Source organism: Adlercreutzia faecimuris (assembly GCF_022669055.1).
Lineage (GTDB): Bacteria > Actinomycetota > Coriobacteriia > Coriobacteriales > Eggerthellaceae > Enterorhabdus > Enterorhabdus faecimuris.
On sequence record NZ_JAJMLW010000001.1, the window covers coordinates 819,285 to 844,809 of the forward strand.

Below are 25,525 nucleotides of genomic sequence, written 5' to 3' on the forward strand. Positions count from 1 at the left end.
GCGCCGCGATGCGATGCGAGAGAGGGAGGAGGGCCCCGGTGGAGGAGCCCAAGAGATTGTGGAACCGGCGGTTCGTGCAGCTGCTGCTCATCGAGGCGATGCTTCAGATGGGCGGCTTCCTGACGCGGCCGATCATATCGAACTACGCCATCGAGCTGGGGGCCGCGGTGCCCGTCGCCGGCTTTTTGGCGGGCATGCTGGCCACGGCGGCCCTGGTCATCCGGCCGGTGAGCGGCGCCATCTCCGACAAGCTCAGCAAGAAGACGCTGCTCACGGTGTCCTGCGGGCTTTTCGCAGCTGGCGCCTTCGGCTGCGCGCTCGTCCGCTCGGTGTTCTGGATGGGCGTGTTCCTGGCGCTGCAGGGCTTCGCCTTCGCCTTCAAGTCGGCCATCATCATCTCGCTCGTGCCGCTGGTGGTGCCCAAGCGCTACACGGGCAGCGGCGTGGGCTGGATGGGGCTCGCCTACACGGTGGCCATCGCGCTCGGGCCGGCCATCGGCTCACAGGTGGGCGCCGCGGTGGGCTACCCGGCGTCGTTCGCCCTGTCCGGCGTGATGCTGGCCGTCGCGCTCGTGCTGGCGGCGCTGTTCAAGGCGCCCCCCGAGGCGGCCGGGCACGACCTGGGCGGCGAGCCGACGGCCGCGCCGGAGGCCGCCGGGGCCGCCACGGCGGGCGACGACCCGCTGCTGGCGGGGGCCGAGGCCGTCGAGGTGGAGGAGACGGCGCTCGAGGGCGGCCCCGCCGCGCCCGCGCCGCCCGCGCGCCGGGGGCGGTTCTCGCTGCGCACCATCTTCTACCTGCCCGTCATCCCGCTGGCCGTGGTGGGCGGCACGCTCATGGTGTCCCAGGGCATCACCTCGTCGTTCATCCTGCTGGCCGGCGAGATGCGCGGCATCGAGGCCGTCTCGCTGTACTTCGTGTTCTACTCCATCGCCAACCTGGGCGCTCGGCCCCTGGCGGGCCGCGCCAGCGACGCGTGGGGCGTGCGCCGGGTGGCGCCGCCCATGATGGTGGTGGCGGTGCTGGGGATGCTCGCGCTCGCCTTCGTCCCGTCGGTGGCGGGCGTGGCGGCCGGCGGCGTGTGCATGGGGCTCGGCCAAGGCTCGGCCTACGCGGCCATCCAGGCCGAGTCGGTGCGCGGCGTGCCGGCCGACCAGCTGGGGCGCTCGGCCAACACCTACTTCATCGGGCCCGACCTGGGCATGGGCCTGGGGCCCGTCTTCGGCGGCTGGGTGCTGCAGTCCTGGGGCCCGGCGGCCATGTTCGTGTTCAACGCGGCGACCATCCTGCTGGCCCTGGCGCTGTTCCTGGCGCTGGGCCCCCTGAAGCGCCGCGTGAAGTCGCCCCTTTTCGGCAACGAGGGATGAGCGATGGGCCCGGGCGGCGCGCTGAGCGATCCGGTGGTGAGCGCCGGCCGCAAGCCGGGCTCCGGCCGGGGGCGCAAGCTCGGCATCCCGCTCTACGGCCTGAGCGGCATCGCCTGCGCCCTCGGCTGGGCCGTGCTCCTCGTGCTGGGATCCGTCCTTCCCGCTGGGGGCGGCGCATCGCCGCCGTGGCTTCTCGCGGGGGCCGTCGCCTGCTCGCTTGCCCTCCTCGCCGTGGCCCCGCGCCTTCCGCTGGGGAGCGAGCAGGTGTTTTTGCGGGTCGCGGGGGCCGCGCTCGCCCCGGCGGCGCCCCTCGGGGCGGCGGTGGGTGCCGCGGGGCCGGGGGCGCTTCCCGTTCCGTGGCTGCTCTCGGGCGTGGGCGCCGGCTGCCTGGCGGCGCTGTGGATGCGACACCTGGCGGCCTTCGCGAACCAGCGCCAGGCGATGATGGCGCTCGTGGGGGCCTCGGCCCTGGCCGCCGTCATCGTCGCGGCGGGCTGCTGCTTCCGCCCCCGCGCCCTGGCGGTCCTGCTCGCCCTGCTGCCCCTCCTCTCGGTGCTGATATCCATCCCGGCGGCCATGCGCACCCGCGGGCGCGAGGCGGCGCTCTGCGCCCCCGCCGAGGAGGAGCCGCTCAGCCGCCCCCGCTTCCTGGTGAAGGAGCTGGCGCCGGCGTTCGGCTGCGTGGCCCTCGGGATGTTCGCGCTGCGCCTCGCCCAGCCCCTCGCCGGCGGCGAGGGGGCCTGCGTCGCCGCGGCGGCGGGGCTGGCCCTGGCGGCCCTCGCCATGTTCCTCGCCCTGCTGGCGCTCGCCCAGAGCGTCGCCTTCCTGCTCCTCGGGCTCGTGCTGCCCGTCACCGCCCTCTGCCTTCCCCTGGCGCTGCTCGGGCTGCCGGCGCTCACCCTCGCCGCCGCCTCCGTCCTGGCCTTTCTCTACGGCTGCCTCCTCATCGTCCACCTCACCAACGTGGCGCGCAACGCGCCGCGCCTGTTCGCGAGCCACCGCAGGGCCCTCGACCTCGCCTGCGCCGTCGACGGCTCGGGGCTCCTGCTCGGATGGGCGGTGTTCGCGGCGGCCCGGCAGGCGGACCTCGCCTTCGGCGGCCTGGTCCTGCTCGGGCTCCAGGCCGCGCTCGTGTCGCTGTGCCTCTTCACCGCCGCGCCGCGCGCCCGCCACGTCCCCGAGGTGCCGGAGGGGCGCGGCGGGCTGCTGACGCTGCTGATGGGGGTGCTGCGGGACGTCCTCGGGCTCGGGGACGCCGCCGCGCCCGCCGCCGAGCCGACCAGCCCGCCCTCCGCGGCGTCCCCGCCCGAGGGCGCCGCCGCGGGGGACGGGCGGCAGGACGCCTGCGGGCGGCTCGCGGCGCGCCACGGCCTCTCCCCGCGCGAGACGGACGTCTTCACCTGGCTGGCGCGCGGCTACAACGCCCAGAGCATCGCCACGCGGCTCTGCCTGTCGGTCAACACCGTCAAGACCCATATCCACAGCATCTACGGCAAGCTCGACGTCCATTCCCAGCAGGAGCTCGTCGCCTACCTCGACGAGGAGTCGGGCGCCGGAGACGAGGTCACCCGCAGCGGGTGATTTAGCCCCGATTTACATCGGGGGTAATGAAGGCGCCGGCGGGGGCGCGTGGTAGGTTCGCTGGGGGGGCATGAACCCCCAGCAGGAGCAAGGACGTTGAGAGGAGGCCCTCATGTGCTTCAGGCCAGCCGAGGCGAGCATGAACGACCACAACATCTGCGATGAGTGCGGGACGGAGAACCCGCCGGGGGAGGAGGAGTGCTCCCAGTGCGGGGCGCGGCTCGTCAAGAAGACGACCCTCGCCGCGCCGAGGGCCGCCGCGGGGGCGCCTCCCGCGGCACCCAAGGTGGGGATGCCCCCGAAGGCGCCGGGCATCCCCAAGCGCGACTGACGCGGCGGCTCGATGCGAATGCGACGAGGAGACGGACGGAGAAAGGAAGCTGACATGGCCGAGCAGAAGACGGTGGTGAAGACGACGGGATTCGTGGGGCCCAACTCCGCGTCCGATCCGGTCGAGATCGACATCGCGGATGGCAGGCCCATCCGCTCGAGGCCCCTGGAGTACGCGAAGTTCGCGACCGAGGACCTCAACCCGTGGGTCATCCGGGCCCGCGGCGGGGAGTTCAAGGCGCCGGAGAAGTCGCAGCCGTCGCTCTTCGGCATCGCCTGGAAGCAGCGCGTCGACTCCCCGAACCGCATCCTCCATCCCATGCGGCGCGTCGACTGGGATCCGGCAGGCGAGCGCAACCCGCAGAACCGGGGCAAGAGCAAGTACGTGCGCATCAGCTGGGACGAGGCCATGGACATCCTGACCAGCGAGGTGTCCCGCATCAAGGACCAGTACGGGATGAACTCGATATTCGTCCAGTCGGACGGCCATCACCAGGTGAAGATCGTGCACGGCGCGCGCGGCTGCGAGGGGTACGCCCTCGACCTGCTCGGGGGCTACACGCTCCAGGCGCGCAACCCCGATTCCTGGGAGGGCTGGTACTGGGGCGCCAAGCACATGTGGGGCCAGGACCCCGTCGGCCAGGGAATGCAGACCAACCTGTTCAAGGACGTGGCCGAGAACTCCGACGACGTGCTGTTCTGGGGCTGCGACGTCAACACCACCACCTGGGGAGGCGGCGGCCAGGGATCGAGCCGCTACTGCTTCTTCCTGCGGGACATCGGCGTGCGGCAGATCTACGTCTGCCCTGACGTGAACTACGGCGCGGCCGTCCACGCGGACAAGTGGATACCGGTCCTGCCCAACACCGATGCGGCCCTCCAGCTGGCCATCGCCCACGTCTGGATGACCGAGGGGCTCTACGACCGCGACTACATCGACACCCACGCGGTGGGCTTCGACTGGTTCGAGTACCACGTCATGGGCGGCGACGACGGCATCGAGAAGACCCCGGCGTGGGCGGAGCCGATCTGCGGCGTGCCGGCGCGGCGCATCAAGGCCCTCGCGCGGTCGTGGGCCCGGCGCAACGTGAGCATCGCCCACTGCAACGGCGGGTCGTTCATCCGGTCGACCTACTCCCACGAGCCGGCGCGCCTGGAGGTGGCCCTGCTGGCCATGCAGGCGCTGGGCCATCCCGGCCGCAACCAGCTCAAGTTCATGGAGTTCGGCCTGTTCGGCCTCGACTCCCAGAACCCGCTGCCGCGCCCCAAGTTCACCCCCAACATGCACGACATCATGTTCCCCTACCATGCGGACAAGCGCGAGTCGTTCGTGACCGAGGTGCTGGTGCCCGAGGCGCTCGGGGGAGACTATACGCCGGAGAACCCCCTGACCTGGTATGGCGTGACCTGCTCGGGCATGCCCGTGGCCGACCAGTTCGACCTGAAGCGCTATCCCGCCGAGGGCTGCGAGCGCATCCACATGGTGTGGACCGACGCGCCCAAGTGGGTGTCGTCGTGGAACGGGGGCAACGAGTTCATCGACGCCATCCGCAGCGACTACATCGAGACCGTCGTCGCGCAGCACATCTGGATGGAGGACGACTGCCTCTTCGCCGACCTGCTGCTCCCCGTGAACACGAAGTTCGAGGAGCGCGACATCGTCTGCGACACGGTGTCCGGCGCGTTCAGCGCGGTGTGGCTCGAGGAGAAGGCGACGGAGCCCCGCGGGGAGTCGCTTTCCGACTACGAGATCTGCGTCGAGTTCTGCCGCCGCATGGGCGTGCTCGACCAGTACCGCAACGGCGAGCCGATCGACGAGACCATCCGGCGCGGCTTCGAGGGCAGCGGCTGCCAGTGGTTCACCTCCTTCGAGGAGTTCGAGCAGAACCACGGCTACCTCATCCCCATAGCCAAGAACTGGGAGGAGGACGCTCCCGGCTTCCTCAACTTCTACCGCGACCCGGAGGCCTACCCGCTCTCCACGCCGACTGGCAAGATCGAGTTCTACTCCCAGGCGCTGGCGGAGCACTTCCCCGACGACGTGGAGCGCATGCCCTACCCGCGGTGGATCGAGAAGGGCCCCTGGCATCCCGACGAGCGGCTGACCACGCCGCGGGCCGAGAGGTACCCGTTCCTCATGGTGTCCAACCACCCGCATTTCCGCCTGCACTCCCAGTACGACGACGCGCCGTGGATCCGCGAGATACCCGGCTGCAAGGTGACGGGGCCGGACGGCTACGCCTACGAGCCCGTCTGGATCAACCCCGCCGACGCCGCCCGGCTCGGGATAGGGGACGGCGACATCTGCCGCATCTTCAACGACCGCGGGTGGACCATGGGCGGCGCGATCGTCACCGAGCGCATCATGCCGCAGGTGGTGCTCCAGGACCACGGTGCGCGCCTCGACCCCATCATCCCCGGCGTCGCCGACCGGGCCGGCTGCAACAACACCATCTGCCCGAAGCACACGGCGTCGAAGAACTGCTGCGGCGAGGTGACGAGCGGCTATCTGGTGGGCATCGAGAAGGTGGACGTCTTCGAGCTGGCGCGCCAGTACCCCGAGGCGTTCTCGCGGCCCTACGACCCCGAGACGGGGACGCTCCACCTGCAAGCCATGACCGCTGACGCCGAGTAGAGGGAGAGGGACATGAAGGTTTTCGTTTTCGACGCCGAGAGGTGCAACGGCTGCCACAACTGCCAGGTGGCCTGCAAGGACGAGCATGTCGGCAACGCGTGGCCGCCCTATGCGGCGCCCGAGCCCAACACCGGCCAGTTCTGGCTGCGCGTGCTGCAGCGCGAGCACGGGCAGATCCCGATGGTGAAGGTGGAGTACACGGCCTGGCTGTGCATGCACTGCGAGCGCTGCGTGGCCGCCGAGGCCTGCGGCTCTGACGCCTTCGCCCGCCGCGACGACGGCCTGGTCTACATCGACCCCGCGCGCTGCACGGGCTGCATGGACTGCGTCCCGGCGTGCCCCTACGAGGCGGTGTTCGCCAACGAGGAGGCCGGCATCGCCCAGAAGTGCACCGGCTGCGCGCACCTGGTGGACGAGGGGAGGCTGCCTCACTGCGTCGATCTGTGCGCGACGGGCGGCCTGCGCTTCGGCGACGCCGAGGACTTCGCCTGCGAGCTCGCCGACGCGGAGGTCATGCGGGGCGAGCTCGGCACCGGCCCGCGCGTGTACTACCGCAACCTGCCGCACCTGTTCCTCGGCGGCGAGGTGTGGGATCCCCAGGCCGACGAGGTCATCGAGGGCGCGCGGGTGACGCTGGCCGCCGTCGGGGGCGTCGAGGCGGCGCAGGAGACGGACGACTTCGGCGACTTCAAGTTCGAGCGGCTCGATCCCGGGGAGTACCGGCTGGCCATCGAGGCGCCCGGCTTCAAGCCCGTGGCACGCGACGTGGTCCTGGAGGAGAGCACCTACCTGGGCGATTTTCCGCTTGAGAGGGCCTAGGCTGCGGTTCCCCGGCTCCGGCCGGGGGCGCAAGCTCGGGCCGAGGCGAGCGGGCGCGTGCAGTTCTTCTGCGTAAAATGGCCGAAAAGCGCGGTTTGACGACGGATTTCGGGCGGCTTTGCGGCAGGCGGCGGCGTTTGATGCGGAAAGGGCGTCGTTGGTTGCCTTTCGGGGCCGACGGTGGCGCCGGCGCGCGCGGAACGTGTCGTCAAACCGTCGATTCGGGCCATTTTAGGAGCGAGTCGTGCAAGGACGGATGAGAGGGGAGAGGGCCATGGGATGTGAGGGAGCTGCCGGCAGGGCGATGACGCCGGGGACGTACACGGCGAAGGCGCCGGGGAAGTGGCTGCCGGGGACGGTGGACGGGGCGCGGTTCGGCGCGGCGGCCGAGCCGCGGCTGGTCGAGGTGGCCGTCACGGTGGACGAGGGCGCCATCACCGCCGTCGAGATCACGGACTGCACCGACAACGACCACTTCGTCCGCCCGGTGGCGGAGCGCATGATCCCCGCCATCATCGAGCACCAGAGCACCGCGGTCGACGTCGTCACGGGCGCCACCCGCACGTCGGCGGCGGTGCTGCGGGCGACCGAGGACTGCCTGCGCCAGGCCGGCGCGGATGTCGAGGCGTTTCGCGTGCCGCCGCCGCGCGTCGACGCCGACGAGTCCGTCGCCTGCGACGTGTGCGTGGTGGGCGGCGGCCATGCGGGCACCATCGCCGCGCTGCGGGCGCTCGAGGAGGGCGCGAGCGTGCTCGTGCTGGAGAAGGCCGGGCGCATCGGCGGTCGCGGCTTCTGCCCCTCGGGCGTGTCGGCGGCGGGCGCCGCGGTCGAGCGGGAGGCGGGCATCACGCTGACGGCCGACGACCTGTACCGCCAGCTCTACGCCGAGACGGCCGGCCGTGCGAACAACCTGCTCGTCCGCGCCATCGTCGACGACTCGGGGCCGATGGTCGACTGGCTGGTCGACCACGGGTTCCGCGCGACGCCGCCGCGGCCCGACGCCCGGCCCGACGAGGCCTTCATGTGCGACTTCGGCCGCGGGCAGGAGAAGTTCCAGCGCCTCTACGACGACTACCTGCTGCCGGGAGGCGCCCGCGTCATGACCGAGACCCGGGCGCTCGACCTGCGGCTGTCGGACGAGGGCGCCGTCGTGGGCGTCGAGGCGCAGCGCCAGGACGACACGCGGGTGCACGTCGCCTGCAAGGCCGTCGTGGTGGCGACCGGCGGCTTCGGCGGCAACCCGGCGCTGCTCAAGCGCCTGTGCCACAGCGCCAACTTCTTCGATCGGGGGCTCACCACCCAGTGTGCCGGCGACGGGGTGCTCATGTGCGAGCGGGCCGGCGCCCAGCTGGGACCGGAGATCATGCCCCACATGCAGGAGTACCTGGCCAACCCCGTGTGCAACTTCACCGACAACCTCATCAAGTACGTCACCTACGCCGGGTTCCTCACGGTGAACCAGGAGGGCAAGCGCTTCATGAACGAGTGCCTGAACGTCGAGGACGCCATGGGGTCGGGCTGCGCGTCGCTGCGGGTGCAGGGCGGCGCCTACTACTACCTCATCAGCCAGGATCAGGTGGACGCCATACAGGACGGCGGCGTGGGCGGCTACTTCGGCGGGCACCTGGACGACTACCTGAGCAAGTCGGTGGCGTCGCGGGCGCTCGTGCCCATCCCCAACCTCCAGGAGAGCCTGGACGACGCGGTGGCCAGGGGTCAGGCCTGGCGCGGGGACACCGCCGAGGAGCTGGCGGCGAAGGTGGGGTTCCCCGACCCGGCCGTCTTCGTGGCGACGCTCGAGCGCTACAACGAGCTGTGCCGCCGCGGCGTCGACGAGGACTTCGGCAAGATTACGCAGCTCATGAACGAGCACGCGATGCCGCTCTACGCCATCCGGTCGGTCATCCCCATCATGGGGACGCTCGGCGGCGTCAAGGTGAACGAGCGCCTGGAGGCCCTCGACGACGGCGACGCGCCCATCCGCGGCCTCTACGTGGCCGGCCAGGAGGGCTCGGGCTTCTACACCTACCCCTACTACTCCACCCGCTGCATCACCACCACCTACGCCTACAGCTCCGGAAGGATAGCCGGCCGCAACGCCGCTCGCCTCGCCTTGGCGAGGTAGCGCGGCGGGGAGGGGGCGTCCGGGCGCGGCTCGGGCGCCCCGCGAGGCGCGACGGGACGCAGCCGCCCGGCGGTCGGGGGCGCCCGGCTCGCCGGCTGCCCGGGCGCCCCGCGAGTCGGCCGCGTCACGTGAGAGGGGGCGTCGGCCTCTCGGCCGGCGCCCCCTCGGGTGCGTGGATTGGCGTGGCGCGTGCGGGCTAGGCCTTGAAGCGGTAGCCGTAGCCGCGGACGGTCTCGACGAGCGCCGGGTCGTAGCCGGCGGACTGGATCTTGTCGCGCAGGCGCTTGATGTGGGTGTCGACCGTCTTCGTCTCGGTCAGGTACTCCCAGCCCCAGGCATCGCGCAGCAGGTCCTCGCGGGACACCACCTTGCCGGCGCTCTTCATGAGGCTGGCCAGCAGCTCGAACTCGCGCGGCGTCAGGTCGATCTCGCCCTTGTCGCCGGCGGCGGTGTGGGCGTCCTCGTCCAGCGTGATGCCGCTGGCGGTCACCGCGTTGGAGGCGCCGGGGTAGTCGCCGCCCGATCCGCGGCGCAGCAGGGCGCGCACGCGGGCGATGAGCTCGCGGACGCCGAAGGGCTTGGCCAGGTAGTCGTCGCCGCCGATCTCCAGGCCGACCACCTTGTCGAGCTCGGTGTCGCGGGCCGACAGGAACAGCACGGGGACGGTGGTCTTCGCGCGCAGGCGGCGGCACAGCTCGTAGCCGTCGATGCCGGGGAGCATGATATCGAGGATGAACAGGTCGTAGCTGTTCTTGGCGGCGAGGGCCAGCGCCTCCTCGCCATTGTCCACCACGTCGGCGTTGTAGCCTTCCTTCTTGAGGGCGTAGCTGACGAATTCGGTGATCGATGGCTCGTCGTCAACGACAAGGATGCGGCTCGGTGCATCAGTCATCTCTGTGCCTTTCTCTCGTCATCCCGACGATTGGACCCTGGGGTTCGATCGTTGCCGGATTGCTATAATGCTCTGGGTTCACTATAAACGTTTGGCTCATAAAGTGATGGTGCTTGTCAAAATTATGTTACTTGCTGTCGACATCGGAAACACTCAGACTGTTGCAGGCGTCTATCAGGGGTCTGACCTGGCCTGTATGTGGCGGCTCGCCACCAATCCCGCCTCCACCGCCGACGAGCTGCGCGTCACCCTGCTGCCGCTCTTCGAGGCGGCGGGGCTGTCCCTCGGCGACGTCGACCGCGCCGCCGTGGCCTCGGTGGTGCCCCAGCTGACCGACGCCTGGCGCCGGGCCATCCGCGACGGGGCGGGGGTCGAGGCGCTCACCTGCTCGGCCGAGACGGCGGGCGGCCTGTTCAAGGCCAGCTACCCCAACCCCCACGAGATCGGCGCCGACCGCGTGGCCGACGCGGTGGCGGCCCGCGCGCGCTACGGCGAGCCGGTGGTGGTGGTGGACTTCGGCACCGCCACCAACATCGAGGTCATCGACGCCGACGGCTTCTTCGTCGGCGGCATCATCGCCCCCGGCCTGCAGACGAGCGCCCAGACGCTCTTTGCCCGCGGCGCCCAGCTGCCCGCCATCAGCCTCACCGCCCCGGACGACCCCATCGGCGTGAGCACCGTCACCGCCATGCAGTCCGGCATCGTGCTCGGCGAGGTCGACCGCGTCGACGGCCTGGTGCGCCGCATCTTCGACCAGCTGGGCTATGCGGGCACGGTGGTGGCCACAGGCGGCCTGGCCCCGCTCATCGCGCCGCATTCCCAGACCATCACGCAGGTGGACGGCGAGCTCACCCTCGAGGGCCTGCGCCTCATCGCCGAGGCCGCCGCGTAGCGCCGCCGACGCGCGCTCGCGCGCTGGGCGGCGGGCCCGGGCCCCTGCGCCCCGCTTCGCCGCCGGGCGGCCCCGCGTCCCGGCCCCTGCGCTCCGCTTCGCCGCTTCCCGACATCGCGCGCCCCGCCTTCCCGGCCGCCAGTCGTGGAACTTTCGCCGTCGTCGCCCGCGCGCCGCGCGCCCGCGCCCGCAGCGGGTAGAATGCCCCCATGGTGAAAGGGGGAGGCCACGCGCGCCCGCGGGCCTCGACGCGAAGAGAAAGCGGGGAAGCCGTGCTGACCGACATCGAGATCGCCCAGGCCGCCACGCCCGAGAAGATCGGCGCCATCGCCGCGAAGGCGGGCATCGACGAGAAGTACCTCGAGCTCTACGGCAACTACAAGGCCAAGGTGGACTACAACCTGCTGCGCCAGGAAGACCACGAGCCGGGCAAGCTGATCCTGGTCACCGCCATCAACCCCACCCCCGCCGGCGAGGGCAAGACCACCACCACGGTGGGCCTGGCCGACGCGCTCGCCCAGCGCGGCAAGAACGTCATGGTGGCCCTGCGCGAGCCCTCGCTCGGGCCCGTCTTCGGCATCAAGGGGGGTGCTGCCGGCGGCGGCTACGCCCAGGTGGTGCCCATGGAGGACATCAACCTTCACTTCACCGGCGACTTCCACGCCATCGGCGCGGCCAACAACCTGCTGGCGGCGCTGCTCGACGCGCACATCCAGAACGGCAACGAGCTGGGCATCGACGTGCGCAAGATCACCTGGAAGCGCGTGGTGGACATGAACGACCGCCAGCTGCGCCACATCGTGGACGGCCTGGGCGGCAAGGCCCACGGCGTTCCGCGCGAGGACGGCTTCGACATCACCGTGGCCTCCGAGGTCATGGCCGTGTTCTGCCTGGCCACCTCCATCACCGACCTCAAGGAGCGCCTCGGCCGCATCGTGGTGGGCTACACCTACGACGATAAGCCCGTCACCGCCCATGACCTGCACGCCGAGGGCGCGATGACCGCGCTCCTGAAGGACGCGCTCAAGCCCAACCTGGTGCAGACGCTCGAGGGCACGCCCGCCTTCGTCCACGGCGGCCCCTTCGCCAACATCGCCCACGGCTGCAACTCCATCATGGCCACGCGCATGGCGCTGGCGCTCGGCGACTACTGCGTGACCGAGGCCGGCTTCGGCGCCGACCTGGGCGCCGAGAAGTTCCTCGACATCAAGTGCCGCCTGGCGGGGCTCAGGCCCGACGCCGTGGTGGTCGTCGCCACGGTGCGTGCGCTCAAGAACCACGGCGGCGTGGCCAAGGCCGACCTGAACGAGGAGAACCTCGAGGCCCTGGAGGCCGGCCTGCCCAACCTGCTGCAGCACGTGGAGAACATCACCAACGTGTATAACCTGCCCTGCGTGGTGGCCATCAACGCCTTCCCGACCGACACCCCCGCCGAGCTGGCGCTCGTCGAGGCGAAGTGCCGCGAGCTGGGCGTGAACGTGGCGCTGTCCGAGGTGTGGGCCAAGGGCGGCGAGGGCGGCCTGGCGCTCGCCGACGAGGTGGTGCGCCTGTGCGCCGAGGGCGACGCCGAGGGCCGTACGGCCGAGACGTTCTCGTTCTCCTACGACGACGACCTGTCCATCGCCGAGAAGATCGAGGCCATCGCGCGGCGCATCTACCATGCCGACGGCGTGGTGTTCGAGCCGGCCGCGAAGAAGGAGATCGCCCAGCTCGAGGCGCTCGGCTTCGGCGGCATGCCGGTGTGCATGGCCAAGACCCAGTACTCGTTCAGCGACGATGCGACCAAGCTGGGCGCGCCCCGCGGCTTCGACATCACGGTGCGCCAGGTGAAGGTGTCGGCCGGCGCCGGGTTCATCGTGGCGCTGACGGGCTCGATCATGACGATGCCGGGCCTGGGCAAGACGCCCGCGGCCTTCAAGATCGACGTCGACGAGAACGGCGTGATCAGCGGCCTGTTCTAGGGCGCGGAAACCGCAAGGCGGCGCCCCCGGGCGGGGCGCCGCCTTTTTGTATGGAAGGAGAGACGCAGATGGTGAACACCGATTTCCTTGATGCGCTGGCGTCGAAGGCGCCGACGCCGGGCGGCGGCGGGGCGGCGGCCTACGCGGGCGCGCTGGCGGCGGCGCTCACGTCCATGGTGGGCGAGCTCACCGTGGGGAAGAAGCGCTACGCCGAGGTCGAGGGCCAGGTGCGCTCCGAGCTGCGTGAGCTGGACGTGACGCGCGGCCGCCTGGTGGCGCTCATCGACGCGGACGCGGCTGCCTTCGCGCCGCTGGCCGCCGCCTACGGCATGCCGCGCGAGACCCCCGAGGAGCAGGCGGCCAAGGACGCCGCGCTGCAGGCCGCGCTCGTGGACGCGTGCGAGGTGCCGCTCGAGATCATGCGCCAGTGCGTGCTGGTGGCCGAGTCGTGCGACTTCATGGCGCGCCACGGCAGCGTGATGGCCGTGTCCGACGCGGGCGCTGCGGCCGTGCTGGCCAAGGCGGCGCTGCAGGCGGCCAGCCTGAACGTCGTTATCAACGTCGGGTCGATGGCCGACGCCGAGCGCGCGGCGCGCTACGCCGACGAGGCCGACATGCTGCTGGACGCGGGCTGCGCCCAGGCCGACGCCGTGTTCGCCTACGTGATGGAGCGGCTGCGCGGCTAGGGCCGCGCCGTCGTCCGGGCGTTTTCGGGGTACGCGCGCAAATCCGCGCGGTTTTGCACTGGTGGCGCGGCGCTGCGCGGCGTCTCCGTGGCCCGTATCTGGCATACTGCCAGGAAAGAGCCGAGGCTAACTTCTCGAGGGCCTTGGACGGGCGTGCGGCGGAGTGCATAACCGCGCGAATTTGCAGACGGCGGACTGATTTCTGAGGATCGCAAGAGGAAGGGAGGCGCCATGGCGCGCATCTTGACGGGCAAGGAGGTGGTCGCGGCTCTGCGGGAGGATCTGCTGGGGCGCGTGGCGGCGTTGGGGGAGCGCGGCGTGGTGCCGTGCCTGGCCATCGTGCGGGTGGGCGAGCGGCCCGACGACGTGTCCTACGAGCGCACCGCCGTCAAGCGGGCCGAGGGGCTCGGCGTGGCCGTGCGGCGCTACGAGCTGCCGGCCGACGCGGGCCAGGCGCAACTCGAGGCGGTCATCGACGAGGTGAACGCCGATGGGGCCGTCCACGGCTGCCTGCTGTTCCGCCCGCTGCCGCCGCAGATCGACGAGCGCGCCGTGTGCGAGCGCCTGGCGCCGGCCAAGGACGTGGACGGCATCACGGCGGCCTCGCTCGCTGGGGTGTTCGCCGGCACGGGCGAGGGCTTCCCGCCCGCCACGGCCCAGGCGTGCCTGGAGATGCTCGACTTCTACGGCATCCCCGCGGCGGGGCGCCGGGCGACGGTCGTGGGGCGCAGCCTGGTGATCGGGCGGCCCGTGGCGATGATGCTGCTCGCCCGCGACGCCACGGTGACGCTGGCGCACTCGCGCACCGCGGACCTGGCCGGCGTCGTGCGCGAGGCCGACATCGTGGTATGCGCGACGGGCCGCGCCCGCGCCTTCGGGCCCGCGTGCTTCCGCCCCGGCCAGGTGGTGCTCGACGTGGGCATCAACTTCGACGAGGAGGGCGCGCTCTGCGGTGACGTGGACTTCGTCGCCGTCGAGCCCGTGCTCGGCGACGACGGCGCCCTCACGCCCGTCCCCGGCGGCCTGGGCAGCGTGACCACCAGCGTCACCATGGCCCACGTCGTGGCCGCCGCCGAGCGCGCCGCGGGCTTGCGCTAGGGGGCGGGGCAGGGGGGGGTGCGCGCCCGCTCCCCGCCAATGACGCCCCCCGCGTGGCGCGCCCGTCCCCGCCGCGCCTGCGGCGCCCCCTCATGACGGGGTGCGCCCGCTCCCTCCCTCGCCCCGCGCTCGCCGGCAATCGCGGAGAGTCGGTGGGGTTTCGAGCCGGGCGCGCGCCGTTGGCGTACCATGGCGCCATGGCTAACGGACTCACCTACATGCGCAACACCTCCACGCCCGAGGCGACCAAGCAGCTGGCCTCCACGCTGGCGCCCTACCTGCGCCCCGGCGACGTGGTGCTGCTCAACGGCGACCTGGGCGCCGGCAAGACCCAGTTCGTCCAGGGCGTCGCCGCCGCGCTCGGCGTGCGCGCGCCGGTGACGAGCCCCACCTTCAATATCCTGCTGGAATACGCCGAGGGGCGCCTGCCGCTGTACCACTTCGACCTCTACCGCCTGGACGAGCCGGCCCAGCTCGACGACATCGACTACTTCGGCGTCATCGACGGGGACGGCGCGTCGTTCGTGGAGTGGGCCGAGAAGTTCCCCGACGACATGCCCTACGACTACCTGGAGATCACCATCACCGCCGACGAGCGCGGCACGCGGCGCATCGTCGCGCACTCCTACGGCTCGCGGTCGCGCCAGCTTCTGTGCGTGTGGGCCAACGACTCGAAGGCGCGCCTCGGCAAGATCCAGCTGTAGCGCCGCGCCGGCGCGCTCGCGCTACGCGCCCCGTCCGCTTCGCCGCCGCGCGCCCGTCGCGCCGTCCCGTGCGGGCACCCACCTCGCTGCCTCGCTCGCGTGTGCGGGCACTCGCCTCGCGCCGCCGCGGCCGTGCGCCCCGTCGGCGCCGGCCCCTGTCCGCCGCGTGCCCTTGCGGTAGAATGCGGGCAGCCGTAAACCCAGATCGGGAAGGGAAGACGCCGTCATGGAACCTAACGCGCCGCAGCTGGTGCTCGCCTTCGACACGGCCAACGAGGTCATCGCCATCGGCCTGGGCCGCCTGGACGCCGCCACGCGGTCCGTCGCGTGCGTGGCCGCGGCCGAGGCCGAGGCGCGCCGGGCGTCCAACACCCAGCTCGTTCCCCGCATCGACGCGCTGCTGGCCGAGGCCGGCGCCGCGCGGGCCGACATCGCCTGCGTGTGCGTGGGGCGCGGCCCGGGGTCGTTCACGGGCGTGCGCATCGCCATGGCGGCGGCCAAGGGTATCGCGAGCGCGCTTGGCGTGGGGCTGGTGGGCGTGTCGACGCTCGACGCCGTGGCCTGGGGCGCCTGGGCCGCCGGCGCGCGCGGCGAGGCGCTCGTGGCGGCCGACGCCATGCGCAAGGAGGTCTACCCCGTGCGCTACGCCCTGGGCGAGGCGGGCCCCGCGCGCCGGGGCGCCGACCGCGTGGCGAAGGCGGAGGAGGCGGCCGCCGAGGCCGCGGCCGAGGGCGGCCTGCTCATCGCCGGCGACGCTCTGCGCAAGTACGCCGCGCTCTTCGAGCCGGCCGGCGAGCTTCTGCCCGAGGCCGCGTGGACGCCCACGGGCGCGGGGCTCCTGCGCGCGCTCGAGGCCGCGTGGCGGGCGGGGGAGTGCGACCCGCTGGACGCGGCGCGCCACCATCCCGCCTTCGCGCTGCCGGTGTACACGCGCCTGTCGGACGCCGAGGAGGCCGAGCGCGCCCGCCTGGCCCAGGCCGACCCGACGCTGGCCGGGGCCCGCGGCAGCCGCCACGTCACCATGAACGACACGGCCGTCGCCAACGCGCGGGCCGATGCGCACGGCATCGCGCTCAAGCCGCTTGACCGGGCGCATGCGGGCGCGGTGGCCGCGCTCGAGGCGCGCGTCATGGGCAGCGACGCCTGGTCGGAGGCGCTGGTGGCCGACGAGCTGGGCCGCGCCGACCGCGTATGGTGGGCTGCCTACGCGGCCGACCCCGCCATGCCGCTGCCGGCCGACGCGCCGCTTGTGGGCTACGCCGGCGGCTGGGTGGTCGACGGCGACGTGCAGGTGCTCAAGGTGGGCGTGGACCCGGCCTTCCGCCGCCGCGGCCTGGCCCGCGCGCTGGTGGCGCGCGTGGCGGCGGACGCCCGCAACCTGGGCGCGCGCACGGCGTCGCTCGAGGTGCGGGCCTCAAACGACGGGGCCCGCGCGCTCTACGAGGCGCTCGGCTTCGCCAGCTTGGGCGTGCGCCCGCGCTACTACTCGGACGGCGAGGACGCGGTGATCATGCGCGCCGAGGCGCTGCCGACGGATGCCGCGGGCGCGTCGGGCGGGGGCGCCGTGGTGGCCGGCATGGCCGTGGTCGACCAGACCGCCGCACCCGCGTCCGCGCCTGCCGCGCCCGGCCCGGTCGGCGCCGGGGCGGGGGTCGTCGCCGCGCCCGCGTCCCCGCTCATCCTGGCCATCGAGTCGTCCTGCGACGAGACGGCCGCCGCCGTCGTGGACGGGTCGGGGCGCCTGCTGGCCGACGTGGTGGCGTCCCAGATCGACTTCCACGCGCGCTTCGGCGGCGTCGTCCCCGAGATCGCCAGCCGCAAGCACATCGAGGCCGTCTGCGGCGTGTGCGACGAGTGCCTGGACGTGGCCTCGGCCGCCGCGGGGCGTCCCGTGCGCTGGGCCGACCTCGACGCCGTGGCCGTCACCTACGCGCCGGGCCTGGTGGGCGCGCTCGTGGTGGGCGTCGCCTTCGCCAAGGGCGCCGCGTGGGCCCTCGACGTGCCGCTCATCGGCGTGAACCACCTGGAGGGGCACCTCTACGCCAACAAGATCGGCGACGACGCCTTCGCGCCGCCGGCCGTGGTGTCGCTCGTGTCGGGCGGCAACACGCTGCTCGTGCACATGCGCGGCTGGGGCGACTACGCCACGCTCGGCGCCACCATCGACGACGCGGTGGGGGAGGCCTTCGACAAGGTGGCCAAGGCGCTCGGGCTGGGGTACCCCGGCGGTCCGGTCATCAGCCGGATGGCCGCCCAGGGCGACCCGGACGCCATCCCGTTCCCCCGCGCCATGCTGCACTCGGGCGATTTGCGGTTCTCGCTGTCGGGCCTCAAGACCGCGGTGGTCACCTACGTCAACCAGGAGCGCGCCGCCGGCCGCGCGCTCAACGTGCCCGACATCGCCGCGAGCTTCCAGCAGGCGGTGGTGGACGTGCAGGTGGCCAAGGCCCGCCGCGCGCTGGAGGAGACGGGCGCGCCCACGTTCTGCCTGGGCGGCGGCGTGGCGGCCAACCCGGTGCTGCGCGCGGCCTACGAGGACCTGTGCGCCCAGATGGGCGTGCGGCTGGTGATGCCCCCGCTCGCGTCATGCGGCGACAACGCGGGGATGATCGCGCTGGTGGCCCTCGATCGCTACCGCGCCAGCCGCCTCATGTCCCTCGACGCCGACGCCCAGGCCCACGCCGACCTCGACGAGCCGTACTAGGGAAGGAGAGCCGCGCGACAGCCCGCTCCGCCCTCCCCGCGGTTGTCCGCAGGCGTAGGACGGCGGCGGAATTAAGCCTTGGCGCCGGGCGTGCAAGGCGTACACTGGGAGGGACGTCCGGGTTTCCCGGGCGTCCCTTTTGCGTGGAGAGGACGGGCATGGGCAACGGGAAGGCGATGGCGAAGGAGGCGCGGGCCGGCGAGGCCTCGTGCCCTCGTGCGCCGCGCCCCGATGCCGCCGCGCGTCCCAGCGCCGACGCGGCCCCACGCGGCGGCCGCCCCGCGCGCGACGACCGGCTGTGGACGCCCGTGTTCCTGTTCGTCATCGGCGTCACCCTGTGCACGTTTCTGGTGGGGCAGGGGCTCAACGCCGGCACCTCCGTCTACATCACGGCCCTGGGCGGCACGGCCACCTACGCGGGCCTGCTGGCCACGGTGTTCTCGGTGGCCGCCGCCGGCGCGCGCTTCATCTGCGGGCCGCTCGTCGACGACCGCGGCCGGCGCGTGGCCATGGTGGCCGGCAGCGTCGTCATGATGGCGGGCACCGCCGGGCCCATCGTCACAGGCGACTCCGAGCTCATGATCCTGTGGCGGTTCCTCCAGGGCATCGGCTTCTCGGCCGCCACCACCGCCTCGGCCACGGCCGCCGCCGACGTGCTGCCGCGCGAGCGCTTGGGCGAGGGCATCGGCTACTTCGGCCTGGGGCAGGCGCTCGCCATGTCCATCGGGCCGGCGCTGTCGCTGTTCCTCGTGTCCACCGACCCGCCCGAGAACCTGTTCGTGGGCGTGACGCTGGCCGGCGCGCTGGCGCTCGCGTTCTCGCTCCTGTGCCGCTACGAGAAGGATCCGGAGAAGCTGCCCGTCACGAGCGCCTACCGCGTGCGCTGGGAGCGGGCGCGGCTGCGCCCCGGCCAGGGCGAGGAGGCGCTCGAGCGCGCCGAGGAGCACGCGGACGCAGGTGCGGAAGGCGCGCAGGGTGCGGAAGGCGCGCGGCGTGCGGAAGACGCGGCTGGGGATGCGAAAGGCGCGAGGGGCGCGGAAAGAGCGCAGCGCGCGGAGGGCGCAGCCGGCGCAGCGTCCGGCTCGCGGGGCGCGCGGGCCGGGGCGGAGCGGCCGCGCGAGACGCTCGTGTCGCGCGTCATCGAGCCGAAGGCCCTGCACGGGGCGCTGCCGGCGCTCTGCATCGTCCCGGCGGTGGGCTTCGTCATCTTCTTCGTGGGGCTCTACGGCACCGTGCTCGGCGTGGGCAACGCGGGGCTGTTCTACACCGTGTCGGCCGTGTCGATGGTGGCCGTGCGCCTCAAGTCGGGCGCGTTCATGGACCGCGTGCCGGCCATCAAGGTGCTCACCGCGGCCGTGGCCTGCGGCATCGTCGGCTTCGTCGTGCTGCTGGCCGCCGGCGCGCTGGAGGGCGGGGCGCGCGAGGCGGCGTTCTACGCGGCGGGGCTGCCCTACGGGCTCTGCCTGGGCGTGTGCCAGCCGCTCAACCAGTCCATCGCAGTGAAGTGCTCGCCGCCCGAGCGCTGGGGCGCGGCCAACGCGGTGTTCCAGCTGGCCATCGACGTGGGGATGGGCGCGTCCACCGTGGTATGGGGGATGCTCAACGACACCCTCGGCTTCAGCGCGTCGCTCGTCGGCGCCATCATCTGCCTGCTCATCGGCTACGCCATGGCCTGGCTCGCCTACCCGCCCGAGGAAAAGCTCTGGCATCGCCGCCGCTAGGGGCGGAGCGCGCCTTCTCCTGGTGGCTGCGTGTGTGGGGGTTGGCGGGGATACGTGGTACAGTGTTTCCGTATGTTTACGCGGATGCGGCGTGCGGGCTGGGGGCCCGCGGCTCTGGCGGTCGCCTTCGCGGAGCGGGAGCTAGGAGAAGCCCCATGGAGCTGCTGAGGAGGCGTGCGCTCAGGCTGCTGTGCGCCACCCTGCTGATAACGTCGCTCGTGCCGACCGCGGCCCTCGCCGCGCCGGGCGGCGGCGACGCGGCTGTGCCGGCCGAGGCCTCGGCAGCCGCCTCTGACCGCGTCGCCGCATCCGCGTCGGACGTCGCCTCGGGTGCCTCCGACCCGGCTGCCTCCGAGGCTGGCCCGGCTCCTGCGGCCCCCGCCGGCGATCTCGCCGCGGCGCCCGCCGTTTCCGCGCTCTCCGTCTCTAGCGCCGCCTCCGCCGACCCGGCTGCTCCCGACGCCTCCGCCGCATCCGACCCGGTCGCCGGCGCGGGCGCATCGTCGCCTTCCATCCCCCGCCGGCTCGTCTCCTCCGTCACGGCCGACGTGCGCACGTCGGCGCGCCCGCTGCTGTTCTCCCTCGCGCAGGACGGCACGGTGGCGCTGCGCCCGGGCGCCCACGAGCGCTGGATCGACCGCATCGACATCCCCGCGTGGGCGCGCGACTTCTACGACGTGCTGGCGGAGGCGACCGACGACGACGGCGTGGACGATTTCCTCATCGAGGACCGCTACTTCGACGCCGCCGCGCTGCCCGAGCTGGGGACGACCCCGTCGCCGGCGGGCAGTGCCGAGGGACGCGCCGTGCTGCGCGCCGCCATCCTGGAGGGCACGGGGCTGCTGCCCGAGGAGGAGAAGGGCGCCGCGGCGCAGGAGGCCTATCGCTACCTGCTCGCCGTGATGGCGGCCTTCGACCGCGACCACGGCGAGGTGTTCTGGCTGTCGTCCCCCGTGTCCATGGGCGCCTTCACCGCCGGTGATCAGGGGGATCTCGAGATCGTCCTGTTCCTCACCGGCGAGGGGGAGGGGCGGGCGCGCCATGCGGCCTACGACGATGAGCGCGTCATCAGGGCCGCCATCGCCCAGCGCGACGCCGACGTCCAGGCCATCCTAGGCGAGCTGCGGGCGTCGGGCGCGGCTGCCGAGGACGCCGAGGCCGTGCGGTTCCTCAACCGCTGGCTCGTGGAGCACAACCAGTACAACACCGCGTCCGCGACCAGCCCAGACGGGCTGGAGGACGACTACCCGGACGCCTGGGAGTGCGTGAGCGCGCTCGGCGGCCGCCTGGGCGCCCAGGGGCCGGTGTGCGAGGGCTACGCGCGGGCGCTCAAGGTGCTGTGCGACGGGCTCGGCATCCCCTGCGTGCTGGTGGACGGCCAGGCGCTGGCGAACGCGGCGTCGGACCTGCGCGCCGGCCACATGTGGAACTACGTGCAGGTGGACGGCGCCTGGTACGGCATCGACGTCACCTGGAACGACCCGTCGAACGACGCGAACCCCAACCCGCCCTACGACCCCCGCTACAGCGAGGCGTACTTCCTGGTGGGGGCCGAGACGCCGGACTGGCAGAACGAGCCCTTCCTGACGACCCACCCGGTGGAGAACCGCGTCTTCACCCCGGGAACCTCCTTCGTCAACGGGCCCGAGCTGGCCGCGGAGGCCTACGCCCCCAAGGCCGCACCCGTGGTGGGCGTGCCGACGGGGCTCGCGGCCACCTACGGCGATGAGCTGGGGTCGGTGGCGCTGCCGGAGCCCGCGGCGGGGGAGACGCCGGGCGCGTGGTCGTGGGCGGTCGCCGACCAGCCGGTGGGCAACGTCGGCGCGCGCACGTTCCGCGCCGTGTTCACGCCGGAGGATCGCACGGCCTTCGCCGCGGCAGCCTTCGACGTGACGGTGGCGGTGGCGCCCCGGGTCGTGACGCCGACGGTGGAGCTGGCCGCGCCCGTCTTCACCTGGGCGGGACATCCCGTGACGCCGGCGGTGACCGTGCGCGACGGCGACGCGGTCATCCCCGCGAGCGAGTATTCGGTGGCCTACCGCGACAACGACGCGCTGGGCACGGCGACGGTGGTCGTGACCGACGCGCCGGGCGGCAACTACGACCTGGGCGAGGCGCGCGCGACGTTCGAGCTGGTGGAGCGCCCGACGCCGAAGCTGGCGGCGGCGGATCTCACGAAGGTCTACGACGGCGCGGCGGTGGACCCGCAGGCGCTGCTGGCCGACGTGACGGCCACGGTGGAGGGGCACGAGGTGACCGGCGCATGGTCGCTGGGCGCCGTGCCCGAGATGCGCGCCGCGGGCGCCTACGAGGTGGAGGTGCGCTTCGAGCCGGACGACGCCGAGGCCTGCCTGCCGGCCGTGACGACGGCCCACGTGACCATCGAGCGGCGGCCGGCCACGCTGGGCGTGGAGCTGCCGACCAACCGCCTGACCGCGGATGACGCGGTGCCGGCGCCGACGCTGCGGGTGGACGGCCTGGTGGAAGGCGAGCTCATCGCGCCGACCGTGGCGCCGGCCTTCCGCGGGCTGCCTGCGCGCGGCGAGGTGGGCGACCACGTGGTGGAGTGGGTGAACGCCGATGACGTGCTCGCCGCCGCCCGGGCGCTGCCGGCGGCGGCCAACTACGAGCTCTCGCTGGCGGGGGAGCGCTCGTGGGCGCTGGCCGTCGCGGACGTGACGCTGGCGCCCGTGGCCGACCCGGGCCTGCGCGTCGAGCTGCGCGCCGGGCTCGACGTCGCGCCGGAGGGCCTGGCCGCCACGCCGTTCCAGACGCCGGAGGCCGTGGGGGCCGAGCTTCTGCGCGTGGCCCGCGAGGCGCTGCCGACTGTGGCGGACGGCCAGATCGCCGTCTGGGACGTGGCGCTGTTCACGACGGCCGACGGCGGCCGCACCTGGGCGCCGGCCGACGAGGCGAGCTTCCCCGCCGAGGGGCTGGAGGTGCTGCTGCCGGTGCCCGAGGGCGCCGACGTCGACGCCCACTGGTTCGCGGCGGCTCACATGTTCACGGCCGCGATGGCCGGCTTCCAGCCAGGCGACGTGGAGCCCTGCGAGGCCGCGGCGTCGGCCGAGGGCGTGCGCGTCACCGTGCACGGGCTGTCGCCCGTGGCCGTGGCCTGGGGCGATGAGCCCACCGAGGAGGCCCTGCGCGCCGTCGCCATGGCCCAGACCGGCGACCGCGCGGCGCCCTTCGCCTTGGCGCTCGCCGCCGCCCTGAGCGCCGCGCTCGTGATCGTCATGTCCCGCCGCCGCGTGCGGGCGTAGGGGCGCACCAGAACGCTCCGTCTCCCACGTAACGGCCATCCTCTAGGGCGGCGTCTCCTGCTTGGCCGGCGGGCGCAAATCCCCGCCCTTTTCTGGCGAGCAAACGCGGTTTTGCGCACTTCGCTTCCAGGCCAATCAGGGGAGTTTGGCATTTTCCCAGGTAAGCGCTATGCGCCTAGCGGCGATGCGGCGCGTTGCATGCGACGAAGGCGGGAGAAATGAGCAAAACCGCGTTTGCCAGCCGTAAGGGAGTCTCATCCCTCCCGTGGAGCGGCCGTCCTTCGGGGCGGTCGCTTTCTGCTTGGTCGATGGCGGCGTGCGGAGTTTGGGACGATTTTTGGCGGGAAAGGCCCCTTTGGCGGCGCCCGCCCGCCTTTATGCGGCCTTAACGCCTGCGCGCCAACCTTAACGGCGTGTTTAGGCGCGGCTGCCTATGCTTCCTCTCATCAGGCGCGATGGTGCTTCGCGCGGCGGCCCTGCGGGGCCCGGTTGAAGGGAGGCGGCGATGGGCGTGGTGACCGTGGCGGTGGGGCTGTTGAGCCTGGCCGCGATGGGGTACCTGGCGGCGCTGCTGCTGGGCGGTGACGGGCGATGATGGCGCTGACGGCGGCCGGCGCGGCGCTTGGGAGCTCGATGGCGGCCGTCGCCGCCGGCGCGGGCTCGGTGGCGAGCTGCGCTCTGGGCGCGGGGCCGGCGGCTGCGGCGGGTGCTGCGAGCGCCGGCAGTGTGGGGTTGGCCGTGTCCGGCGTCGCCGTGAATGCGGGCCTGGGCGCGGCGGCCGGTGCCGCGGGCACGGCTGGCGCCGGCCTGGCCGCATCCGGTGCCGCGGGCACGGCGTCGAGCGCGCTGGCCGCCACCGGCGCGGGCGTCGGCGCGGGCGCGTGGGGCGCCGACGCGGGGCTCGCGCTGGTCGAGGCCGCGGCGGGGGTGGCCCTGCTGGTGGCGCTGGCCGTGCCGCTGTCGGCCTACCTGGTCAACGTGATGGAGGGTCGCCGCACGGCGGCCGCGCGGGTGCTCGGCCCCGTCGAGCGCGCGGCCTTCCGCCTCGTGCGCGTGAGCCCGGACGACGCCATGGACTGGCGCCGGTTCCTCGTGGCGGCGCTCGCGCTCACCCTCATCGGCGCGGCGGCGCTCATGGCCCTGCTCATGGGGCAGGGCGCCCTGCCGCTCAACCCCGAGGGCGTGGCCGGCCTGCCGCTGGCGACCGCCTTCAACGTGGCCGTCAGCTTCGCCACCAACACCGACTGGCAGGCGGTGGCCGGCGAGTCGTCGCTCAGCTACCTGTCGCAGATGGCGGGGCTCGCGGTGCAGAACTTCGTGTCGCCGGCCATCGGCATCGCCGTGGCCTTCGCGCTCATGCGCGGGCTCACCGGCGCCGGCGGCAGCGCGGTGGGGAACCTCTTCGCCGACGTCATCCGCGCGATCCTCTATCTGCTGCTGCCGCTCGCCCTTATCGGGGCGCTCGTCGGCGTGGCCGAGGGCACGCCCCAGACGCTTGAGGGCTACCAGACGGTGCAGCTGGTGGAGCCGGTCGCCGTCGACGCCGACGGCAACGTGGTGGACGCCGACGACCCGGCGGCCGTCGAGGAGGTCACGAGCGCCGTGGTGCCGCTCGGGCCCCAGGCGTCGCAGGTGTCGATCAAGCAGCTCGGCACCAACGGCGGCGGATTCAACGGCGCCAACTCCGCGTCGGCGCTGGAGAACCCGACGCCGCTCACCAACGCGCTGCAGTGCCTGGCCATCCTGCTCATCCCGCTCACGCTGGTGCTGTGCCTCGGGCGGATGGCGAACGACCGGCGCCAGGGGCGCGCCCTCATGGCGGCGGTGCTGGTGCTTCTGGCCGTGGCCGTGGCGGCCATCGTGCTCGCCGAGGCCCAGGCCACGCCGCAGCTGGCCCAGGGCGGCGCCGTCTACCTGGGCGGCGAGGGCCAGTCGGCCGGCAACATGGAGGGCAAGGAGACGCGCATCGGCGTGGGCGCGTCGGCCGTGTGGGCCGCCTTCACCACCGCCGCGTCCAACGGTTCGGTCAACGCCACCATGGAGGGCCTGACCCCGGGCGGCGCGCTCGTGCCGCTCACGCTGATGGGCCTGGGCGAGGTGGTCGGCGGCGGCGCGGGCACCGGGCTCGTCGGGCTGCTCGGCTTCGCCGTGCTGACCGTGTTCATCGCGAGCCTCATGGTGGGGCGCACGCCGGAGTACCTGGGCAAGAAGATCGGCCCGGTCGAGATGCGCATGGCCGTGCTGACGGTGGTGTCGCCGGCGCTCGTCATCCTGGCCGGGGCGGCGGCGCTGTGCTTGCTGCCCGGCGGCGCGGCGGCTGTCGGCGAGCGCGGGGCGGCCGGCTTCAGCGAGCTGCTGTACGGGGCGGTCTCGGCCGGCGCCAACAACGGCTCGGCCATGGGCGGGCTCGACGCGAACGCGACCGTCGTGAACGTGGTGCTGGGGCTGGAGATGCTGGCCGGGCGCCTGCTGCCGATGGCGGCCGCGCTCGCCCTGGCCGGCAGCCTGGCGGCGCGCGAGTCGGTGAGCGCGGGAGCGGGGACGCTCTCGACGGCGAGCCCGCTGTTCGTGTTCCTGCTGCTGGTGATCATCGTGCTGGTGGGGGCGCTCACCCTGCTGCCGGCCCTGGCCCTGGGCCCGGCGGCCGAGCTTCTGGCGGCGTACTAGGAAAGGCGGCGTGTGATGGCTGTTGAGGTTCGGAAGACGGGGATGGCGGGCGCGGACGCGCCTGCGGTCGGCGCGGACGG

Annotated in this window: 16 protein-coding genes; 15 read left to right on the plus strand and 1 reads right to left on the minus strand. The window is 73.0% G+C overall.

Annotated features, from left to right (window positions below; translation table 11 throughout):
* Positions 1 to 38 precede the first annotated feature (38 nt).
* The 6 genes from LPT13_RS02800 to LPT13_RS02825 all read left to right on the plus strand — a co-directional run bounded on the left by LPT13_RS02800 (position 39) and on the right by LPT13_RS02825 (position 8,857).
* Positions 39 to 1,367: an MFS transporter gene (locus LPT13_RS02800; protein ID WP_242163289.1), complete on the plus strand. Its 1,329-nt coding sequence runs from the start codon at positions 39 to 41 to the stop codon at positions 1,365 to 1,367.
* Positions 1,368 to 1,370: 3 nt separating this feature from the next.
* A complete protein-coding gene (locus LPT13_RS02805) occupies positions 1,371 to 2,948 on the plus strand; it encodes a helix-turn-helix transcriptional regulator (protein WP_242163291.1) in 1,578 nt (525 codons plus the stop codon).
* Between the two features lie 112 nt (positions 2,949 to 3,060).
* Complete coding sequence (locus LPT13_RS02810; RefSeq protein ID WP_242163293.1) at positions 3,061 to 3,279, plus strand: zinc-ribbon domain-containing protein; 219 nt, start codon at positions 3,061 to 3,063, stop codon at positions 3,277 to 3,279.
* Between the two features lie 54 nt (positions 3,280 to 3,333).
* On the plus strand, positions 3,334 to 5,913 hold the full coding sequence (locus LPT13_RS02815; RefSeq protein ID WP_242163295.1) for a molybdopterin-dependent oxidoreductase: 2,580 nt from the start codon (positions 3,334 to 3,336) through the stop codon (positions 5,911 to 5,913).
* A 12-nt stretch (positions 5,914 to 5,925) separates the two neighbouring features.
* A complete protein-coding gene (locus LPT13_RS02820; RefSeq protein WP_242163298.1) occupies positions 5,926 to 6,732 on the plus strand; it encodes a 4Fe-4S dicluster domain-containing protein in 807 nt (268 codons plus the stop codon).
* Between the two features lie 274 nt (positions 6,733 to 7,006).
* A complete protein-coding gene (locus LPT13_RS02825) occupies positions 7,007 to 8,857 on the plus strand; it encodes an FAD-dependent oxidoreductase (protein ID WP_242163300.1) in 1,851 nt (616 codons plus the stop codon).
* Between the two features lie 196 nt (positions 8,858 to 9,053).
* On the opposite strand, the gene LPT13_RS02830 is transcribed toward LPT13_RS02825, so the two are convergent.
* Positions 9,054 to 9,749 (minus strand): response regulator transcription factor, encoded by a 696-nt coding sequence (locus tag LPT13_RS02830; RefSeq protein ID WP_242163302.1) that lies wholly within the window; start codon positions 9,747 to 9,749, stop codon positions 9,054 to 9,056.
* A 124-nt stretch (positions 9,750 to 9,873) separates the two neighbouring features.
* Between LPT13_RS02830 and LPT13_RS02835 the strand changes: the two genes are divergently transcribed.
* The 9 genes from LPT13_RS02835 (at position 9,874) to kdpA (ending at position 25,445) form a co-directional block, all read left to right on the plus strand.
* Positions 9,874 to 10,641, plus strand: a complete 768-nt coding sequence (locus LPT13_RS02835; RefSeq protein ID WP_242163304.1) for a type III pantothenate kinase — start codon at positions 9,874 to 9,876, stop codon at positions 10,639 to 10,641.
* A 272-nt stretch (positions 10,642 to 10,913) separates the two neighbouring features.
* On the plus strand, positions 10,914 to 12,602 hold the full coding sequence (locus tag LPT13_RS02840; protein WP_242163306.1) for a formate--tetrahydrofolate ligase: 1,689 nt from the start codon (positions 10,914 to 10,916) through the stop codon (positions 12,600 to 12,602).
* A gap of 68 nt (positions 12,603 to 12,670) precedes the next feature.
* The gene (locus LPT13_RS02845; protein ID WP_242163308.1) at positions 12,671 to 13,288 is read left to right on the plus strand and encodes a cyclodeaminase/cyclohydrolase family protein; all 618 of its coding nucleotides are present in this window, start codon (positions 12,671 to 12,673) and stop codon (positions 13,286 to 13,288) included.
* Between the two features lie 231 nt (positions 13,289 to 13,519).
* Positions 13,520 to 14,386 (plus strand): bifunctional 5,10-methylenetetrahydrofolate dehydrogenase/5,10-methenyltetrahydrofolate cyclohydrolase, encoded by an 867-nt coding sequence (locus LPT13_RS02850; protein WP_242163310.1) that lies wholly within the window; start codon positions 13,520 to 13,522, stop codon positions 14,384 to 14,386.
* 197 nt (positions 14,387 to 14,583) lie between these two features.
* Positions 14,584 to 15,090: a tRNA (adenosine(37)-N6)-threonylcarbamoyltransferase complex ATPase subunit type 1 TsaE gene (gene tsaE, locus LPT13_RS02855; RefSeq protein ID WP_242163312.1), complete on the plus strand. Its 507-nt coding sequence runs from the start codon at positions 14,584 to 14,586 to the stop codon at positions 15,088 to 15,090.
* Between the two features lie 226 nt (positions 15,091 to 15,316).
* Positions 15,317 to 17,794 carry a tRNA (adenosine(37)-N6)-threonylcarbamoyltransferase complex transferase subunit TsaD gene (tsaD, locus tag LPT13_RS02860; RefSeq protein WP_242163314.1) on the plus strand — a complete coding sequence of 826 codons (2,478 nt, stop codon included), beginning with the start codon at positions 15,317 to 15,319 and terminating at the stop codon, positions 17,792 to 17,794.
* Positions 17,795 to 17,952: 158 nt separating this feature from the next.
* A complete protein-coding gene (locus LPT13_RS02865) occupies positions 17,953 to 19,515 on the plus strand; it encodes an MFS transporter (protein WP_242163316.1) in 1,563 nt (520 codons plus the stop codon).
* Between the two features lie 155 nt (positions 19,516 to 19,670).
* Complete coding sequence (locus tag LPT13_RS02870; RefSeq protein WP_242163318.1) at positions 19,671 to 22,778, plus strand: transglutaminase domain-containing protein; 3,108 nt, start codon at positions 19,671 to 19,673, stop codon at positions 22,776 to 22,778.
* 591 nt (positions 22,779 to 23,369) lie between these two features.
* On the plus strand, positions 23,370 to 25,445 hold the full coding sequence (gene kdpA / locus LPT13_RS02875) for a potassium-transporting ATPase subunit KdpA (RefSeq protein WP_242163320.1): 2,076 nt from the start codon (positions 23,370 to 23,372) through the stop codon (positions 25,443 to 25,445).
* Positions 25,446 to 25,525: the final 80 nt, after the last annotated feature.

What these genes read in the sequence shown, in the direction of transcription:
- LPT13_RS02835 (WP_242163304.1), top strand. Translation starts at nt 9,874, where the DNA reads ATGTTACTTGCTGTCGACATCGGAAACACTCAGACTGTTGCAGGCGTC.
- tsaE (WP_242163312.1), top strand. Translation starts at nt 14,584, where the DNA reads ATGGCTAACGGACTCACCTACATGCGCAACACCTCCACGCCCGAGGCG.
- LPT13_RS02815 (WP_242163295.1), top strand. Translation starts at nt 3,334, where the DNA reads ATGGCCGAGCAGAAGACGGTGGTGAAGACGACGGGATTCGTGGGGCCC.
- LPT13_RS02830 (WP_242163302.1), bottom strand. Translation starts at nt 9,749, where the DNA reads ATGACTGATGCACCGAGCCGCATCCTTGTCGTTGACGACGAGCCATCG.
- LPT13_RS02820 (WP_242163298.1), top strand. Translation starts at nt 5,926, where the DNA reads ATGAAGGTTTTCGTTTTCGACGCCGAGAGGTGCAACGGCTGCCACAAC.
- LPT13_RS02810 (WP_242163293.1), top strand. Translation starts at nt 3,061, where the DNA reads ATGTGCTTCAGGCCAGCCGAGGCGAGCATGAACGACCACAACATCTGC.
- LPT13_RS02865 (WP_242163316.1), top strand. Translation starts at nt 17,953, where the DNA reads ATGGGCAACGGGAAGGCGATGGCGAAGGAGGCGCGGGCCGGCGAGGCC.
- tsaD (WP_242163314.1), top strand. Translation starts at nt 15,317, where the DNA reads ATGGAACCTAACGCGCCGCAGCTGGTGCTCGCCTTCGACACGGCCAAC.
- LPT13_RS02805 (WP_242163291.1), top strand. Translation starts at nt 1,371, where the DNA reads ATGGGCCCGGGCGGCGCGCTGAGCGATCCGGTGGTGAGCGCCGGCCGC.
- LPT13_RS02825 (WP_242163300.1), top strand. Translation starts at nt 7,007, where the DNA reads ATGGGATGTGAGGGAGCTGCCGGCAGGGCGATGACGCCGGGGACGTAC.
- LPT13_RS02870 (WP_242163318.1), top strand. Translation starts at nt 19,671, where the DNA reads ATGGAGCTGCTGAGGAGGCGTGCGCTCAGGCTGCTGTGCGCCACCCTG.
- kdpA (WP_242163320.1), top strand. Translation starts at nt 23,370, where the DNA reads ATGATGGCGCTGACGGCGGCCGGCGCGGCGCTTGGGAGCTCGATGGCG.
- LPT13_RS02845 (WP_242163308.1), top strand. Translation starts at nt 12,671, where the DNA reads ATGGTGAACACCGATTTCCTTGATGCGCTGGCGTCGAAGGCGCCGACG.
- LPT13_RS02850 (WP_242163310.1), top strand. Translation starts at nt 13,520, where the DNA reads ATGGCGCGCATCTTGACGGGCAAGGAGGTGGTCGCGGCTCTGCGGGAG.